We start from the raw sequence: 16,522 nt of genomic DNA, 5'->3' as shown, positions 1-16,522 counted from the left end.
CGAGCTTTTATAGCTATATGTACTTTGTTATAATAGTAATTATTATGTAGGAAAGGGTTTTTTAATGAAGTATCAAAATCATATTCTATTTAAATTAATCATTACAATAATAGGTTCATTTCTAATTGCAGTAGCATTCAATTTGTTCTTATTACCTCACGGAGTGCTTAGTAGTGGTGTCAGTGGTATTGCATTGTTGCTGCATATATTAACAAATTTTGATGCAGGAGTCTTAAATTTACTGCTCAACATACCCCTGATATTTCTTGGGATATGGAAATTAAATCGTTCTATTATTGCTAATACTGTACTCAGCGTAATATTTATCTCTCTCTTTATGACATTTATACCTATCACTAAAGTCTCTCATGAACTTTTTGTGAATGTTATATTCGGCGGCGTCTTAGTCGGCATCGGGGTTGGTATCATATTAAAGCATTCTGGTACTACTGGCGGCATGGATATTGTTGCCATGATTATTAGCCAGCATAGTAATATGTCTATAGGGCTAGTCATGACAATATTAAATGGTATCATCATTCTTTGCTCTGGTTTCTTCTTTAACTGGAATATTGCTCTATTAACCCTATTATCTATTTATATAACGGGTAAGACCGTTGATATGATTTTCACTTCTCATATCAAGCTGACTGCTACAATTGTAACGTCTAACGTCAATGCTGTTAAACAAGGACTAATCGACGAAATTTATCGCGGTATCACCATCACTGAAGTAATAGGGGGTTACTCTAACAATAAGCAGCATATGATTACGATGGTGCTCACTCGTTATGAGTTGCCTGAAGTGATTCGTATCGCAAAAGAGAATGATCCTAAATGCTTTATTAATGTATACCAAACGACAGAAGTCCATGGCAATTTTGCGAGAAATAGTTAAATAAAATAATCCATAAGCTTAAATCGCTTATGGATTATTTTTATGGTTATTTCCTTGTCAGTTTTCCATCATTCATTTCATAAATTTCATCGAAATATTCTAATAAACGATGGTCATGTGTTACAACGATACCTGCTTTATCTTTTGATTTCACTTCTTCTCTTAATAACTTGATTACTTCTATGGCTTTCTCGCCGTCCAAACTTGCTGTCGGTTCATCTGCTAGTATAATTGAAGGGTTTGTATATAATGCTTTTAAGATTGCCACGCGCTGTCTCTGACCGCCTGAGAGTTCATTTGGTAATTGATTCAACACTTTACTTAAACCAAGATGTTCAAGCTCATGCTTTAACTCTCCCTCAGACATATGATCTTTCTTTACTTTATCCAGCAATTTAAATTGATCTTTTACTTTTAAGAAAGGCACTAAGTTAGAAGCTTGAAGAATAAATCCAATTTCGTTCAATCTTACTTTGGAGCGCTTCTTTTCACTAAAGCTTGAAACATCTTTTCCGTTGATGATTATCTCACCTTCTGTAGGACCTTGAAGCAAACCTGCAATCGTCAATAATGTGCTCTTTCCAGAACCTGATGGTCCGATAATTGCAACGAGCTTCCCTTTATCTATACTAAAATCTACTGGTTTCAACGCCTCAACATATGTTTGCTCTTTACCAAAGCTTTTACGCACTTGTTTCATTTCAAGAATCATATTATCCCTCCTACTCTATCGTCTTAAGGGGATCTACTTTTCGAATTGAGCGAATCGAGAAGAGTCCACCGATGATTGCTGTAATCATAATTGTTAATCCAAAGATTGCGATTTTATCCCATTCAAACTTGATCGGCACCACGTCAGGTATAATCATAGCTGTACCTATCGTCAGCAATAAGGCAATCAATACTGCGATAATTGATAGAATAAGTGTTTGAATCATTAATGATTTTGCGAGAAAACTGTTGCTAATGCCTTGCGCTTTAAGCAAACCAAAGACAGGCTCTTTCTGGATTGTAATGACATATAAGAATATACCGATAATAAATGCTGATATCGCAAATAAGAAATAACTCATAATATCCAAAGTCAACTTTTGTTCTGTGTATCCAGGAAGCTTTTTGATAAAATTTTCTTTCTCAATCATTTGTAGATCGTTATCGATCACTTTATCTTTAAACGCTTTATCTTTAACAAAGAATGCATTTTCTTTACCTTTTAATTTATTCATAGATAACTGGTCTAATGTAGCATCATTCGCATATAATACTGCTGCAGCATTATACTTTGAGTTTTGAGTAAAACCGACAATCTTTAAATCTTCATCGCTCCCTGCGATATCTAGCGTGTCACCAAGCTTAAATCCTTTCGTTTTAAGGGAATCATTGGCAACGACTTCAAAGTTTTTATTAAACAGTTTTCCTTCTGTCACTTTTGGTTTTAAAAACTCATTTTTCTTTATTCCAAATAGCAATGTATTCTGTTTATTATTGCCTTTAGCAATAATGACAGGTAAATTTTTTACACCTGCGACTTTATCAAATTTACCCTCTATAGCATCTTCATCCATAATCGACTGCGCAACGTTCTGATTTGATTCTTTTGTCACAATCACCGCGTCAGGATTCCATGTGTCAATAGCTTCACGGTTCATTCCCATAAGTCCATTAGAAAGACCAGAAATTAAAAACAGCAAATAGGACACAAGCACGAGTACACCGATAATCAGACTAAATTTCAATTTGTTATGTATCACTTCTTTCCACGCTAAAAACATTGCCTACCTCCTGATATATGTCTATTCATATCATACTACTTATTTTAATTTTGCATAAGAATTTCCACCTAAAAAAACCGAGACATATTTGTCTCGGTGTGTGAATTGATGATATATTTTTAATTTTTATATCTAATTGTTAAAGGAGAATACTTGTTAATATCGGAACGATAACAACCACTACAACACCTACAAGAACGAGTGCGATACTTGCCATAGACGTTTCCGTTTCTCCTAGTTCTGTTGCTGCTGACACCCCTAGTGCGTGTCCGCTCGTACCAAGTGCAAGACCTCTTGCAATTGGATTAGAGATTTTGAAGAAACGCAGCATTTTATTTCCTAGGGCATAAATAATCACTGCATTTAGAATAACTGCCAATGATGTCAGTTCTGGCACCCCACCAATACCAGCAGATACTGGTAAAGCGATTGCTGTTGTTGCTGCTTGAGGTAACATTGATGCAATAATCTGTGTACCAAATCCAAATAGTTTTGCTACTCCATATATACCTAACATCGCAGCCGCTGTACCAAGTGACAGACCACCGATGATATGTAACCAATACTTTTGTAATACGTCGCGCTTTTTATAAAGAGGAATCGCGAAGCAAATCGTTGCAGGTTCTAAGAAGAAGCTAATAATACTTCCACCTTTACTATAGGTGTCATAGCTGATACCTGTTATAGATAAGAATGCAATCCCGAACACCATTCCGACAAAGAGTGGTGCAAATAAGAAAAAGCCATTTGTTTTTTTGAATAAATATTGACCTAACATAAAAGGTAATATCGTTAATAATATTCCGAAGTATACAGAGTTAATACCTAAATGGTCAAGTAATGTCATATTAGCGCACCTCTATTCCTTTTAAGTTTTTTGTTTCTTTTGGCTCTTCTACTTTTGATTCTGTCATCTTCACGATTATCTGAGAGAAGAATCCTGTACATAATAGTAATAATAAGGTTGAGATAAAGATCAGACCTAATATTAATATTGGATTTTCAGCTATTAGTCCTAATGATTTTACTACTGAGATTCCTGCTGGTACGAACAACAGTCCGATATTATCTGTAAGTGCGGTTCCAACGGTTTCTACTTGCCCGAGCTTTATAATTCCAGTACATAAACAGATGAAGAGCAGTATAAGTCCGATAACTGATGCAGGCATTGGAATTGGCATGAAGCTTTCAATCATCTTGGAAATAAGTAACACAACTGAGATTACTGATACTTGATGAAAGAAATTATATGTTTTTTCTTTTGTCATTTTAAATGACCTCCCGTATTTTATCTTGAGTACATCATACCGCTTAAACATTGATTTGTGAGAGCTTTCACGATGAAATGCAAAAATCATATGCTGAAATGCAAAAAAATAGGACTCAAATTATTCGAGTCCTATTTCGTGCTTAAATTGCTTTATATATGATCTTGAAACCTGTAATTTTATGTCTTTCGTCAACTTCACTTGATAGGTGTAATTAAACCATTGTTCTGCTGACTTAATATGATGCTTGTTAATAATACTAGATCGATGTATGCGCATAAATACATTCTCTGGAAGCTTCTTTTCAAATGCACTTAATGGTTCATGAATCGCATATTCTGAGTTTACAGTGACGATATTTAATTGCCCTTCTTCTACATACAAGGCGATAATATCCTGTATATTAATGACATAGATTTTGTCATCGATCTGTATCGATAAGGTTGGCAATTTCGACTCTTGATTTGTGTTTATAGATGAGACTTTTGCTTTATTAAGTGCTGCCTCAATACGCTTTTGTTCGAATGGTTTTAATATATAATCTAATGCATTCAATTCAAACGCCTTCACAGCAAAACTATCATGTGCTGTAGCAAAGACAATCTTAGGCGGATGCTTCATCTTGTTAATCTTTTCAGCAAGTTCAAGGCCACTTTCATCAATCAAATTGATATCCAAAAACAACAATTCATACGTTTCTGATAATAATGAGGTCAATGTTTCTTCTATAGAATCCGCTTCATCAATAACTAATGTACCATCAATGTTATTGAGTAAGTAACGTAATTCATTTCTTGCCAGGGGTTCATCATCTACAACTAATATTCTCATGCATCTTCCTCCCTCTCTAAAGGTATAGATGTATAAAATTTAGTACCTGTATCACTTGTCGTGAAATTCAGTCGCGCATTGCTATTATACAATCCAATAAGACGTTTATTTAAGTTCTCAAGTGCGCTCCCGGTCCCGGAAGTAGACGCAACTTCATTGTGTCCGATATGCACGCGTTTTTCTTCCGGAATACCAAATCCATTATCTTCTACTGATATTTCAATTGTTTGATGTCCTTCTTTCACCTTTACGTAAACATCGTTACCAGACTTTCTATTATGAAACGCATGTTTAAATGCGTTTTCAACTAATATTTGAATGATAAATGGCGGCACTTTTGCATACTTTAACCCTTCATCTATATCAAAATGAATGTTAAAACGTTCGGGAAATCGTGCTTGTTCCAGCGATAAATAAGCTTCTACTTGTTGAATTTCTTTTTCAATTGTGATGCTCGTACTTTTTGCGCCTTGTAAATTCGAACGGAAAAAGTTACTTAAATTAAGCAGAAGTTCTCTTGCTTTCTCGCTATCTACACGGATAAGCGCTGATATTGTATTCATCGCATTAAAGAAAAAATGTGGATTCACTTGTGCTTGTAATGATTTAATTTCCGCGTCTTTCAATAATTTAGATTGCGTTTCTATTTCACCGAGTTCAATCTGACTTGAGAATATATTCGCTAATCCTTCAGCAAGGCGTCGTTCGACATAAGTTAATTTATTGCTATCGGTAAAGTACAGTTTTAATGTGCCTGTTACTTCGTTATGTACGTATAAAGGGATAACAATCGCACCTTCAAGCGGGCATCCAGGATGCGTACAACCAATTTCATGCCTATTATGTGCTTCTTTAATTTCACCGGATTTAATAACTTGTTTCGACAGGTCAGTAATAATTTTCTTGCGCGGCACATGATGATCACTTGCTGCTCCGACGTGCGCTAATATATCCGTCTTATTAGTGATTGATACAGCCGATACTTTCATTAAGTCTTTTATAATTTGCGCTGCCTGTGTCGCAGATACTTCATTCAATCCAGCTCTGAAATAAGGTAATGTTTGATTCGCCAGGTTCAATACATCATGCGTCTGTACAGCACGCATACGTTGTTCCTGCTGAATTGTAGAAATAATAATGGACAAGAATATAGCAACACCCAAACTATTAATCAGTATCATCGGTAAAGCAATGAGTTTCACAATATCTAAGGCATATTCTGTATTCGAAGCAAAAACAATGATACAGATCATCTGAATAACTTCCATAATTGCACCGAGTATTACTCCAGTAAAGACATTAGGATAACGATTATTTTTCATCGCACGATAACCGAAATACCCCGAAGCAAGACCAATAAGTGCCGATGATACAACATATGTATATGCATCTATCCCACCAATTAGATAACGAGTAATTCCTGATACAATCCCAACTCCGATACCGACAATAGGTCCACCTATTAAGCCCGCAACACTTATTGTAAGTACGCGTGTATTCGCAATAACTGCATCGTCTGATATCCTACTGAATATCTGGCTTGATAATATTTCATTATTACGTATTTCAACACCTGTAAAGTTGGATACAGCTGCAAATAAACCAAATACGATTAATAATTGTATTTGAGAAGATAACTTTGAGCGTTCAGACATCATCTTCTTAAAGTAAGGGACGTTCATCAATAAATATGCGACAATAATAATCAATCCAACACGCTCTAACAATAGAATAAACAAACTAAACATAATATACCTCCACCATCATTATAACGTGAACAATTAGCGCTTGTCAGAAAAAGAAATATTATTCCCTATTTTCTTCGAAGTTAATAAGTGCTTCATATATTAGCGACACCATACGTTTACTCCCTGGATACTCAAGATGTATACCATCAGGTGCAAAGTATTCTGTATGGCCCTGTGAAGCTTCATACCAATCAATAATATGGACGTTCTTATATAAACGAGCAGCTTTATACATCTCTTCATTAACGTGTGCTTCATAATCTTTTGGAACTCTGGAAGTCACAAGAAATACTTGCGCTTTATCAAATTTAGATAACAAAATGTTCATCTGAACATCCTCAAAATCTCCATTTGTTCCGATAAATAGGATGACGACTCCATCCTTATGATTAAATGAGTGATATTTATCGGCAACATTCAATGCTTTATATATATTTCGCCCTACTTCGCCGTCTACAGTAGCATTCGGCAATACTTCTTTCAATTGATTATTTATATCAACAAGTACAGAATCACCGATAAGTAACGGCGTAGCATTCTTCACTAATTGTTCGGTCGTTTCATCCGGTGTCAATGGGCTAATACGTTTTATGTCAGGAATATTAGATAGTGTCTTCGTAATTTCATGATGCATTTGCGGTTGTTCGGCTTTAACGACAGATAATAAGTAAGGTGTAGAAATACATAAATACAAAGTTACAATAACTGTAATAAAATATTTAATAGACATTATTGTAAATACTTTAAAACCATTTAATCGATATGGACGTTCAATTAACTTATAGCTCAATACTGCCAGCACGATTGTGAGCATCACAGATGAAATATGGATATAAATAGGAATTTGCCCTTGAACAAAATGTTTTTGCATCAATACTATCACCGGATAATGCCATAAATATAAGCTATATGAATATTTCCCAATCACCGTCAGCGGCTTTATACCAAGTAGCTTGCTCATTATAGATGATGGATGAACTGCTGCCATAATAATCAATAATGTAAAGATCCCAAGTATATAGAATCCACCATTAAATAAAAATGCACTGTGCTCATTTAGCTTATAGATACTATACATTAAGACTATTAAACCTATGAAGCCTAGAAAATCAATGATGACTACTAAAATTCTCGGTGCATCTTGCTTCAATTTAAATGCCGGCCATATAAATGCACACATTACTCCTAACAGCAATGTCTGAAGACGCGTGTCCGTACCAAAGTATATACGCGACACATTTGCAGCAGGGTCATAGAGTGTTAACATCAATATCGCTGACAATAAAGAAACAACAAAAAATAATAGCAGTATTTTCTTTTTAGACCATTTGTTAAGGAGTAGCATCAATGTTAACGGAAATAACAAATAGAACTGTTCTTCGATGGCAAGCGACCATAAATGTTCAAGTGGTCTAGCTTCAAAACTTTCAAAATAACTAAGTCCATCAAATATATACCACCAGTTCGAAATATATAATAATGCTGCAATAACATCTTTCTTAAGTTGATATAATAACGATTGATCAAAAAATATGATATATTGAATCACGATAAGTATCATAAATAATACCGGTGGGAAAAGTCGTTTCATTCGGCGTATCCAGAATTGGAGAATATTGATTGTTCCAGTTTTTTCATATTCGTTTATCAATAACATTGCAATTAAATAACCAGATATGACAAAGAAAGTGTCAACGCCAAGAAACCCCCCGGGCAGCCATTTTGGATTTAAGTGAAATATTATAATCGCAATAACTGCAATTGCTCTAATCCCATCTAATCCAGGAAGATATTTTCGATTCATATGTCTAGCCATCCTTTTAACAATTCTGTAATATATTTGTTACACATTCTTAATAATACACGCTTTATCAATTAACAACAATATTAAAATGTTAAATTTCATTGAAAATATTGTTAAATATTCCATGAAAGGAGTACTTCATGAATTTTTTTAACTTCGATACAACCTATACGAATTTAAATGAGATTTTTTATGTGATTAATAATCCACACTCTTTTTCTCATCCTGAATATGTGCTATTTAATGATGGATTAGCTCGTGAACTAAATATATCTCTCCAACTAAAGGCACACCCTGAAATATTAACAGGAAGCACTGTTATTGATGGAACACGTCCATTTTCTACTGCCTACGCAGGACATCAATTCGGGAACTTTACGATGCTTGGAGATGGCAGACAGCATATATTAGGTGAACACATTACACCTCAAAATAAACGATACGATATTCAACTTAAAGGATCTGGTCCCACGCGCTTCTCTCGTTCTGGAGATGGAAAAGCTACGCTCGGACCGATGCTGCGTGAATATATCATCAGTGAAGCCATGCATCACTTAAATATACCTACAACAAGAAGTCTTGCAATTTGTTCAACAGGAGAAAAAGTTTTACGCGAAAACATGCTGCCTGGTGCGGTCCTTACAAGAACTGCTAACAGTAATATCCGAGTAGGAACATTTGAATATGCTGCCCGTACAGCATATGAACACTTAAAAGAACTTGCAGATTATACAATCGACAGACACTTTCCTGATTTAATACACACTAATAATAAGTATTTGAAGTTATTAGATACTGTAATCGACAAACAAGCGCAGTTGATTGCACAGTGGCAGTCTGTTGGTTTTATACATGGTGTAATGAATACTGATAATATGACAATCAGCGGGGAAACGATAGATTATGGGCCATGTGCATTTATGGACTATTATCATACACATACTGTATTTAGTTCTATCGATATGCAAGGACGTTATGCTTATATCAATCAGCCTGCAATTGGGTTATGGAATTTAACTCGATTTGCCGAGACTTTATTACCTTTAATTCATACTGATGAACATGAAGCGATTCATCTAGCCGAGTCCGCACTTGAGAAGTTTCAGCATAGCTATACGGTATATTACAGAACAATGATGGGACAGAAAATCGGTATTAAGTCACCGAGCGAAGAAGATATGGTGCTGATTGATGAGCTGTTATCGCTTATGGAGCAACATGAAATGGACTATACAAATACTTTTCTAGCTTTACAAAATGAAGAAACATCTTCACTTGAATCTTTATCATCATGGATAACGAAATGGCAAGATAGACTCAAAACCGAAAAAGATCCAATTCAATTGATGCGTAAGGTTAATCCAGTTGTGATTCCTAGAAATCATATTGTAGAAGAAGCTTTAGATGATGCCATTCACGGCGATTTATCTGCTGTAAAAGCTTTACTGCAAGTACTATCACAGCCCTTTAATCCAGATCATGCTGATAGATATAAGCAGCCCGGGCCGAAAGATAGACCCTATCAAACATATTGCGGAACATAAAAAAGCGGAGAGATTGCTACAGTCTCTCCGCTTCATTTGTTTATATTAAAATGTTTTTCCTAATGCTTCTGCACGACGTACACCGTCTGCTTTAATTTCTTCTGCTTTCTCTGGCATTTGATTATGGCCTTCGATAACTAATTCTTCAACACTTGGCACACCGAAGAATCCAAGAATTGTTTGTAAGTAACGGTTACCTAATTCCAAGTCTGCTGCTGGTCCTTCTGAATAAATACCACCACGTGATTGAATAAGTAATGCTTTTTTGTCTGTTAATAATCCTACAGCACCTTCTGCTGTGTATTTGAAAGCTTTTCCCGCTACAGCGACAGCATCGATATATGCTTTAACTACTGCTGGGAATGACAGGTTCCACATCGGCGTAACGAATACGTATTTATCTGCTGCTGCAAATTCGTCACTTAATTCATTTAAACGAGCAACTTTTTGTTGTTCTGTTTCAGATAACGCTTCGAATCCTTTACCTGATTGTAATTTACCCCAACCATCAAATACTTCTTTATCGATTAATGGAATGAATGTGTCATAAAGATCGATATGCACAACTTCGTGATCTGGATTTGATTGTTTATAGCTTTCGATAAATGATTTACCTGCTGCCATAGAATTTGAAACTGTTTCGTCATTTGGATGACCTGTAATATATAATACTTTTGTCATAATAAATTACTCCCTTTGATTTAATTAATATACTCGGTATATTTAATATACCATATAATATAATAAAATCAACCGATTAATTTCAAAGTGTAAAATTTATTATTTTCTCCAGAACGTATCGACATCTTTTTGGCTTCAATATTGAAACGAATAATCTTTTCGATTTTTTGTGCATCTTGAATACTTTCCAGATATTCACTAAATTGTTCCATTGTCATCCTCTGTTTTCAACATATTTTCAAAATGCAAGTTTGAGTCTGCGAGTACCTCTTTGTAGAAAGGATCTTTACCAATTAATTTAATTTCGTCTGCTATGGCCTCTACCTCATCCATATGATGCGTCGTCATAATCATTAAAGTGTGTTGCTTTAATTCATTAAGCAGGCGATGGATATCATATCTAGATTTCATATCTATGCCGACTGTCGGCTCATCTAAAATAATTATTTCTGGCTTCCCTAAGAGCCCGATCAGTAAGTTCACTTTACGTTTCGTCCCACCTGATAACGTATTGATTAATGCTGTCGTTTCATTAAGATTAAGTAGCTTCTTGTATCGATTAATTGTATCTTCATCTAATACTTGTTGATTCAATCCTTTGAATAAATGAATGTTGTCATCTACAGACATATGTTCAAACAATGCAATATCTTGTGGAATATAACCAAGGATTTTATGTATGTGTTTTTTATCTAATGGTTGTTCATTATAAAAGATGTATCCTTCATCTTGGTTTTCAAGCCCTGCAATCATGCGAAGTAATGTTGATTTTCCAGCACCATTCTCACCAAGTAACATGGTCAATGATTTATCACGAAACGTTGTATTCAATCCTTCGAATATAACTTTACGTTTATATTTCTTGTATAAATTGTCTATTGTTATCATAATATCACCCAAACAGTAAGAGATTTAATACCGTAATAATTGTTAAAGAAAAAGTTACCGTCATAAACATCTTATGACTTATCGTCTTAATATAAATCAGCAGTGCAGATAATACATATTCATAAATGATTACTGTAAAGAGTACAACAATATAAAAATATAAGCTCATCTGAGCATCAAGAATAATACTCGCAGCCCCGACACAAAACATAATAAGCAATGTGTGGATTAACACATATAATAAATGGTACTGTATGCGTGTATGAGGAAACATGAATATTCTCGATAATGCTGCGTGTTGTGCAATATTTCGATGTAATACAATTTGTAATGATGCACAGAGTAATAATAGACTGACTATAAAATTCATCGATACTGAATGTGATTCAACTCGATTGACTGCAAACTGTTTAATTTTGCTCTTTGGTGTTTCTTTTTTATATGTTTGCACTACATTATCTCTATTGACTTCGTGATCTTTATCGACATACTTCTTAACGATGTATGGAATCTGCATATCATATAGTGCCTTACTTACAATTTCCTGGGCAATAGATCCCGCAAAGTCATCTCTATAAAATAACGGAAGCGCATCCCTCATGTCATGTTCTGATAATCGCTTTGAAAATCCTTCTGGTATTGTAAAAGCAACAATCGCTTCTTTTCTTTTAATTACATCATCAATATAGGCTTCATCTTTCTCGATTAATTGCGTATTAATGAAAGGAGCATCCTTAACTTTATCAATCAACTTACGAGACTCTGGGGTCTCATCCATATCTTGTATTGCAATCGGCATACTAAATACTTGATTCACAGCTTGTTGCACTACTTGTGTAGTGCATATTACAGATATCAGGATTGTCAGAAGTACTATATACGCTTTCCATTGCTTTAAAAATATTAAATTAATAAGAGGTTTCATCTTCTATACCTCCATACCCAGATGATAAAGGCAGTAAGTACACTAAGGACTAAATAAAGCCATAAGTAACCTGGTTGATCAATTAAATAATTATTGAGAAGCAGTTCAACGAGTTGATTGAATATATAGCTGAATGGCTGTTCGTACAAGAAATCATTGTGCCCCTTAAAATAAACAGAAGGTATCGTAGCACCAGAGAACAATATAATAACTATTGTCAGTATTGCCTTAAATAAAATGTTTAACATCCCTGTAAAGCAGCAGTCTATGAAAAATAGCAGTCCCGAAATTAATATTAAATATATGACCATTATCATTATCAACGTTTGTAAATTATAGTATTCAAACTTATAGTTCATCATCATATTAGAAATAAGTAACATAAAAACCGTAAAACTTATTGTATAAAATAATGTTACGATACTTCGTGCAAATGTTAATTTTTCGATTGAAAATCTTAAAAGACTTAAACGATCAAGCAGTGCATGCTCTTGATTCATCTTAAGCACTGAAAATAATGATAAATAGAATAAATAAATTGAAATAAATATTGCACTCACTGTATAGTATGCGTATGAATTATATAGTTTCACAGGTTGTTCATCAAATGCACCATTGCGATTCAATCCTGTAAAAAGCATATCTGTCATCATTTCAAGCATTTCTTCCCTTGAGGCTTCAGGATACAGCACTTTGTAACTTTTAATGCCACCCATAGATAACATCAGCCTACTATATACTGAATCTGTAAGCTGATAAATCACGACACTTCTTACAGATGACTTATCATAAGTATAGACGGATATCGGCAATGTTCCATATTTATAGAAAGAATCTGTCATTCCTTTATCTAACACAAAATAACCATCCAGCTTATTTTGTTTTAATAATCTTTCTGCTTTATGCTCCGGCATTTGTTTAAGTTCCAGATTATTGCCGATACTCTTGCCATCTCCAATAGACTTTAAGATTAATCGTGTCTCAGAAGACTGATCATTATCGACAAGTCCAATACGAAATCGCTCATCTTTCGTTTGAGTATACGTTATAACCATCATGACACCGACAATCGTAGCAAACAGTAACAATAGATAGAGCAGCAAATACCATTTTTTATATAAAAAAGAGTGATAAATGTTAAACAACTTATAGTTCACATTTATCACTCCTTTATCATTTATTCAAAGTCTTGCGTAACATCTGAGAAAATCTCATCAAATTTATCTTCTACTTCTGTTTGCAAATCAGATAATTCGCTATCTGACATCGTATTTAAATTACGCGCATCCTTCTTAGCCACTTTAAAATCTTGTTTCAGCTTTGTATTGCTATCAAGCAGGATTTTTACTGCCTCTCCTTCAACATCAAATGATACTTCCGCTTTTTGTTTTTGTTCATTATTACCTATATCTGTATTCATCTCATTATTGAAATTCAGTACCATATCGCTACCTGCCAATTGTGTAAGGTCGACTGTCCCTTTATCATTTCGCTTTCCGCCATCTGCTGTAGACACATTTGTAAACGATACTTCCTTTTCTTCACCGTCATTAAATAACAGCTGATATGAATCTTCAAATTTCTTATCTGATTTTTTAGATTCACCTTTTACAATTAAAATCTCCTCATCACCTGCTGAAAGATGATAGTCTAATTTAAGATTATCATTGATTTGAGAAGACCCTAGAACCTTTACATCTTTATCATCTTGCCCTTTGATTGTTAGATCACGTTTCAATATATCCTTTCCATCAACATAAATAATTGAATTGATTTCAGGATAGTTCTTCACTTCTTCTTTCTTAGCATCTTTAATTAATTTCTCTATCTCTTTCTTTACATCCTTACCTTGATTCTGAGACTTTAATAATTCTTGTAACTCTTTATCATCCTTTGCTTCTTCAAGCACTGCGAGAACAACTTTCTTAACATCCTCTCTTTTAAGATGCATTGTAAGCTTGTCTAGATCCATATTTTTACCAAAGACACTTACTTTTTCTTTGTCTTTCTTAAAATTTTCATCTTTGACGCTATCGACAACGATCTTAATGTAACGCTCAGCAATTTTGTTAACATCTTCCTCAGAAATCGTTGCACCACTTAATATATTGTTTAAATTCAACGATTCATTCGTCATGCCTTCTTCTACCAATGTTGGATTTAATTTTTCAAGCGTATCAACAATCTTATTATTAGGAACATTTAAAGGTTTATCTAGTACAGGTGCATCCAAATATTGATTATCTTTATCTGCACTCCACGTAAATGCTCCTATATTGTTATCCGCAATTGTCGGAGTAAGACTTATCTTCGATTTTTTCTCTTTACCATTATGCGCTAAATCTAAAATAATGTTCGATGAATCGACCATAGATTTAGAAACACCTAATCCATCTGTTAAATTCTCAGGAACATCTACACCTAATTTTAAATTAGATGCATAACTTTCATCTTTTAGTTTTTGCTGAAATTTAGATTCTTCTGGAAACCTCATTTCTACATACTTCGACATGTTATCCATCGATTTTTTCTCGCTTAATAGGTAAGCATTTTTTGGTGTATTTGTCATAAAAAAGTATGCAGCTGCGCCTCCACCAATCAATACGAGTGCCGCGATAAGTCCGATGATCAAGCCTTTAGATTTCTTCATAAATGATAATCCTCCTTGGTTTGTTAACTCAATCATATCAGACTTTATTTTTATCTTAAATAGTTATCTTCAAAATAAATCCATTTATATTATTTTGTTACTCTATATATAATCCCTTGAATTTAATACAAAAATTCATAAGCGCTATATTTAACTAACTATAGACATGTAATATTATATTTTATTTAAATAATAATTATCTTATTGAACTTTTGACGTTTTAATAACTTTGAAATGAAGAATGTATGCAAATAACGCCATAATAAATAAAGATAATATCGCTATTCTACTCGCAAGCGGGCCATAGTCTTTTAACAACAGTGTGATGGTTCCATATATAAACGGCCCGATTACTGCTGACAACTTCCCGCTCATCGAAAACAAACCGAAAAATTGTCCGACGTGTTCTTCCGGTGCTAATTCAATAATTAACGTTCTGGAAATTACCCATATCGAACCCATCGCAATCCCGAACAGCACTGCACATATATAGAAGACTTCTTTAGGCAGAGGTAGGCTCGCTAGTATTAATGCAATCATCAATATGAGTCCGACGTAATGCAGCGCCTTTAATGATCCTATATGTTTTGCGATATATCCAAACACAAATGCCCCGATGATACTGAATACTGTTGCTGCCATGAATACAACTATAAACTGCTGGCTCGTAAAACCGACAACCGTTGTAGCATAAGGTTGCATCATACTAATTGCTGTTGCTAGCGCATCGTTTAAGAAGAAGTAGACAATCAAAAAGATATAAATTGCTGGCTTTGATTTCGCTAATTTAAATGTTTCTACCACTTCTTTATATCCAGATTTCAATGAAGTGTGATGCACTTCTTTTTGTCTTTTTCCGTCTTTACCGAACATAAAAATCGGCAGACTAAATACAAGAAACATTATCGCGGTTGGGATAAAAGTCTCTCCAGCTTCTTTCGTCCCTACAAACGTCATGATTGAAATTACACCAAATAATGTTCCCATATACCCCAATGCTACACCGTAACCAGAAATGACAGAGTGATTTTCTTTACTTGTTAAACTCGGCATCATTGCGTCATAAAATACAAGACTTGAGTTATACATAAACTTAGCAATAGTGAACAAGATTATAATGATTAAAAAAGTTAAGGGTACATCTAAAAAGCTGCCTTCTAAAGGATGCTTATAGACATAACCCATACCAAATGTGCATAAAAATACTATCAAAGTAAATATAATAACCCACTTCTTCTTATGATTCGTCCGATCAATATATATACCGTATATCGGGCTCAATATAATAAGCAATAAAGCCGAGATACTTGCTGAATATGCAATCCAAGTAGATGCTAATTGCTCAGTTACCGGATTTTGACCAAAGTGTTCTGTTACAAATTGAGGAAAGAATAATGTAATGATATTAGCGCTGAAAATAGTGTTGCTAAAGTCATAAAGTGCCCAGCTTAAAATTGGTAATGATAGCATTAATTTAATATCTTTTTTCATAGTTTCTCCTAAAATTATTTTA

General features: G+C 34.2%; 16 protein-coding genes. 2 read left to right on the top strand and 14 right to left on the bottom strand.

The window, feature by feature from the left end; all coding sequences use genetic code 11:
- Window positions 1-64 precede the first annotated feature (64 nt).
- A complete protein-coding gene (locus QA539_RS00685) occupies window positions 65-898 on the top strand; it encodes a YitT family protein (RefSeq protein ID WP_219493564.1) in 834 nt (277 codons plus the stop codon).
- A 46-nt stretch (window positions 899-944) separates the two neighbouring features.
- Here QA539_RS00685 and QA539_RS00680 read toward each other — a convergent pair whose 3' ends face one another.
- The 7 genes from QA539_RS00680 to QA539_RS00650 form a co-directional block, all read right to left on the bottom strand.
- Window positions 945-1,610, bottom strand: a complete 666-nt coding sequence (locus tag QA539_RS00680) for an ABC transporter ATP-binding protein (protein ID WP_219493563.1) — start codon at window positions 1,608-1,610, stop codon at window positions 945-947.
- 10 nt (window positions 1,611-1,620) lie between these two features.
- On the bottom strand, window positions 1,621-2,670 hold the full coding sequence (locus QA539_RS00675; protein ID WP_219493561.1) for an ABC transporter permease: 1,050 nt from the start codon (window positions 2,668-2,670) through the stop codon (window positions 1,621-1,623).
- Window positions 2,671-2,809: 139 nt separating this feature from the next.
- A complete protein-coding gene (gene lrgB, locus QA539_RS00670; RefSeq protein ID WP_120786239.1) occupies window positions 2,810-3,517 on the bottom strand; it encodes an antiholin-like protein LrgB in 708 nt (235 codons plus the stop codon).
- A 1-nt stretch (window position 3,518) separates the two neighbouring features.
- Window positions 3,519-3,938 (bottom strand): antiholin-like murein hydrolase modulator LrgA, encoded by a 420-nt coding sequence (gene lrgA / locus QA539_RS00665; protein ID WP_219493560.1) that lies wholly within the window; start codon window positions 3,936-3,938, stop codon window positions 3,519-3,521.
- A 120-nt stretch (window positions 3,939-4,058) separates the two neighbouring features.
- Window positions 4,059-4,769, bottom strand: coding sequence for a LytTR family transcriptional regulator DNA-binding domain-containing protein (locus QA539_RS00660; RefSeq protein ID WP_219493559.1), 711 nt, complete (start codon window positions 4,767-4,769; stop codon window positions 4,059-4,061).
- A complete protein-coding gene (locus QA539_RS00655) occupies window positions 4,766-6,517 on the bottom strand; it encodes a sensor histidine kinase (protein ID WP_219493558.1) in 1,752 nt (583 codons plus the stop codon). Before QA539_RS00655 ends, QA539_RS00660 begins: the two co-directional genes overlap by 4 nt.
- A 58-nt stretch (window positions 6,518-6,575) precedes the next feature.
- On the bottom strand, window positions 6,576-8,321 hold the full coding sequence (locus QA539_RS00650) for an acyltransferase family protein (RefSeq protein ID WP_419895255.1): 1,746 nt from the start codon (window positions 8,319-8,321) through the stop codon (window positions 6,576-6,578).
- 140 nt (window positions 8,322-8,461) lie between these two features.
- Here QA539_RS00650 and QA539_RS00645 point away from each other — a divergent pair, with 140 nt between their 5' ends.
- Entirely contained in the window at window positions 8,462-9,865 is a 1,404-nt protein-coding gene (locus QA539_RS00645) for a protein adenylyltransferase SelO (protein ID WP_219493556.1), read from the top strand.
- A gap of 45 nt (window positions 9,866-9,910) precedes the next feature.
- On the opposite strand, the gene QA539_RS00640 is transcribed toward QA539_RS00645, so the two are convergent.
- From QA539_RS00640 to QA539_RS00610, 7 genes are all read right to left on the bottom strand, one after another.
- A complete protein-coding gene (locus tag QA539_RS00640) occupies window positions 9,911-10,546 on the bottom strand; it encodes an FMN-dependent NADH-azoreductase (RefSeq protein ID WP_283722075.1) in 636 nt (211 codons plus the stop codon).
- 68 nt (window positions 10,547-10,614) lie between these two features.
- Entirely contained in the window at window positions 10,615-10,758 is a 144-nt protein-coding gene (locus tag QA539_RS00635; RefSeq protein ID WP_219493554.1) for a hypothetical protein, read from the bottom strand.
- The gene (locus QA539_RS00630; protein ID WP_041635758.1) at window positions 10,745-11,434 is read right to left on the bottom strand and encodes an ABC transporter ATP-binding protein; all 690 of its coding nucleotides are present in this window, start codon (window positions 11,432-11,434) and stop codon (window positions 10,745-10,747) included. Before QA539_RS00630 ends, QA539_RS00635 begins: the two co-directional genes overlap by 14 nt.
- Before the next feature lie 4 nt (window positions 11,435-11,438).
- Window positions 11,439-12,359 (bottom strand): ABC transporter permease, encoded by a 921-nt coding sequence (locus QA539_RS00625; protein WP_283722074.1) that lies wholly within the window; start codon window positions 12,357-12,359, stop codon window positions 11,439-11,441.
- A complete protein-coding gene (locus tag QA539_RS00620) occupies window positions 12,356-13,516 on the bottom strand; it encodes an ABC transporter permease (protein WP_419895254.1) in 1,161 nt (386 codons plus the stop codon). Before QA539_RS00620 ends, QA539_RS00625 begins: the two co-directional genes overlap by 4 nt.
- Before the next feature lie 20 nt (window positions 13,517-13,536).
- Window positions 13,537-15,009: a DUF6583 family protein gene (locus QA539_RS00615; protein WP_419895253.1), complete on the bottom strand. Its 1,473-nt coding sequence runs from the start codon at window positions 15,007-15,009 to the stop codon at window positions 13,537-13,539.
- Between the two features lie 201 nt (window positions 15,010-15,210).
- Window positions 15,211-16,500 carry an MFS transporter gene (locus QA539_RS00610; RefSeq protein ID WP_219493547.1) on the bottom strand — a complete coding sequence of 430 codons (1,290 nt, stop codon included), beginning with the start codon at window positions 16,498-16,500 and terminating at the stop codon, window positions 15,211-15,213.
- Between the last annotated feature and the right edge of the window lie 22 nt (window positions 16,501-16,522).

The organism is Macrococcus psychrotolerans (assembly GCF_038095555.1).
GTDB lineage: Bacteria > Bacillota > Bacilli > Staphylococcales > Staphylococcaceae > Macrococcoides > Macrococcoides psychrotolerans.
The sequence above is the reverse complement of the archived record's forward strand: the minus strand, read 5'-3'. Positions and strand labels throughout refer to the sequence as shown.

What these genes read in the sequence shown, in the direction of transcription:
- QA539_RS00685 (WP_219493564.1), top strand. Translation starts at nt 65, where the DNA reads ATGAAGTATCAAAATCATATTCTATTTAAATTAATCATTACAATAATA.
- QA539_RS00680 (WP_219493563.1), bottom strand. Translation starts at nt 1,610, where the DNA reads ATGATTCTTGAAATGAAACAAGTGCGTAAAAGCTTTGGTAAAGAGCAA.
- QA539_RS00675 (WP_219493561.1), bottom strand. Translation starts at nt 2,670, where the DNA reads ATGTTTTTAGCGTGGAAAGAAGTGATACATAACAAATTGAAATTTAGT.
- lrgB (WP_120786239.1), bottom strand. Translation starts at nt 3,517, where the DNA reads ATGACATTACTTGACCATTTAGGTATTAACTCTGTATACTTCGGAATA.
- lrgA (WP_219493560.1), bottom strand. Translation starts at nt 3,938, where the DNA reads ATGACAAAAGAAAAAACATATAATTTCTTTCATCAAGTATCAGTAATC.
- QA539_RS00660 (WP_219493559.1), bottom strand. Translation starts at nt 4,769, where the DNA reads ATGAGAATATTAGTTGTAGATGATGAACCCCTGGCAAGAAATGAATTA.
- QA539_RS00655 (WP_219493558.1), bottom strand. Translation starts at nt 6,517, where the DNA reads ATGTTTAGTTTGTTTATTCTATTGTTAGAGCGTGTTGGATTGATTATT.
- QA539_RS00650 (WP_419895255.1), bottom strand. Translation starts at nt 8,321, where the DNA reads ATGAATCGAAAATATCTTCCTGGATTAGATGGGATTAGAGCAATTGCA.
- QA539_RS00645 (WP_219493556.1), top strand. Translation starts at nt 8,462, where the DNA reads ATGAATTTTTTTAACTTCGATACAACCTATACGAATTTAAATGAGATT.
- QA539_RS00640 (WP_283722075.1), bottom strand. Translation starts at nt 10,546, where the DNA reads ATGACAAAAGTATTATATATTACAGGTCATCCAAATGACGAAACAGTT.
- QA539_RS00635 (WP_219493554.1), bottom strand. Translation starts at nt 10,758, where the DNA reads ATGGAACAATTTAGTGAATATCTGGAAAGTATTCAAGATGCACAAAAA.
- QA539_RS00630 (WP_041635758.1), bottom strand. Translation starts at nt 11,434, where the DNA reads ATGATAACAATAGACAATTTATACAAGAAATATAAACGTAAAGTTATA.
- QA539_RS00625 (WP_283722074.1), bottom strand. Translation starts at nt 12,359, where the DNA reads ATGAAACCTCTTATTAATTTAATATTTTTAAAGCAATGGAAAGCGTAT.
- QA539_RS00615 (WP_419895253.1), bottom strand. Translation starts at nt 15,009, where the DNA reads ATGAAGAAATCTAAAGGCTTGATCATCGGACTTATCGCGGCACTCGTA.
- QA539_RS00610 (WP_219493547.1), bottom strand. Translation starts at nt 16,500, where the DNA reads ATGAAAAAAGATATTAAATTAATGCTATCATTACCAATTTTAAGCTGG.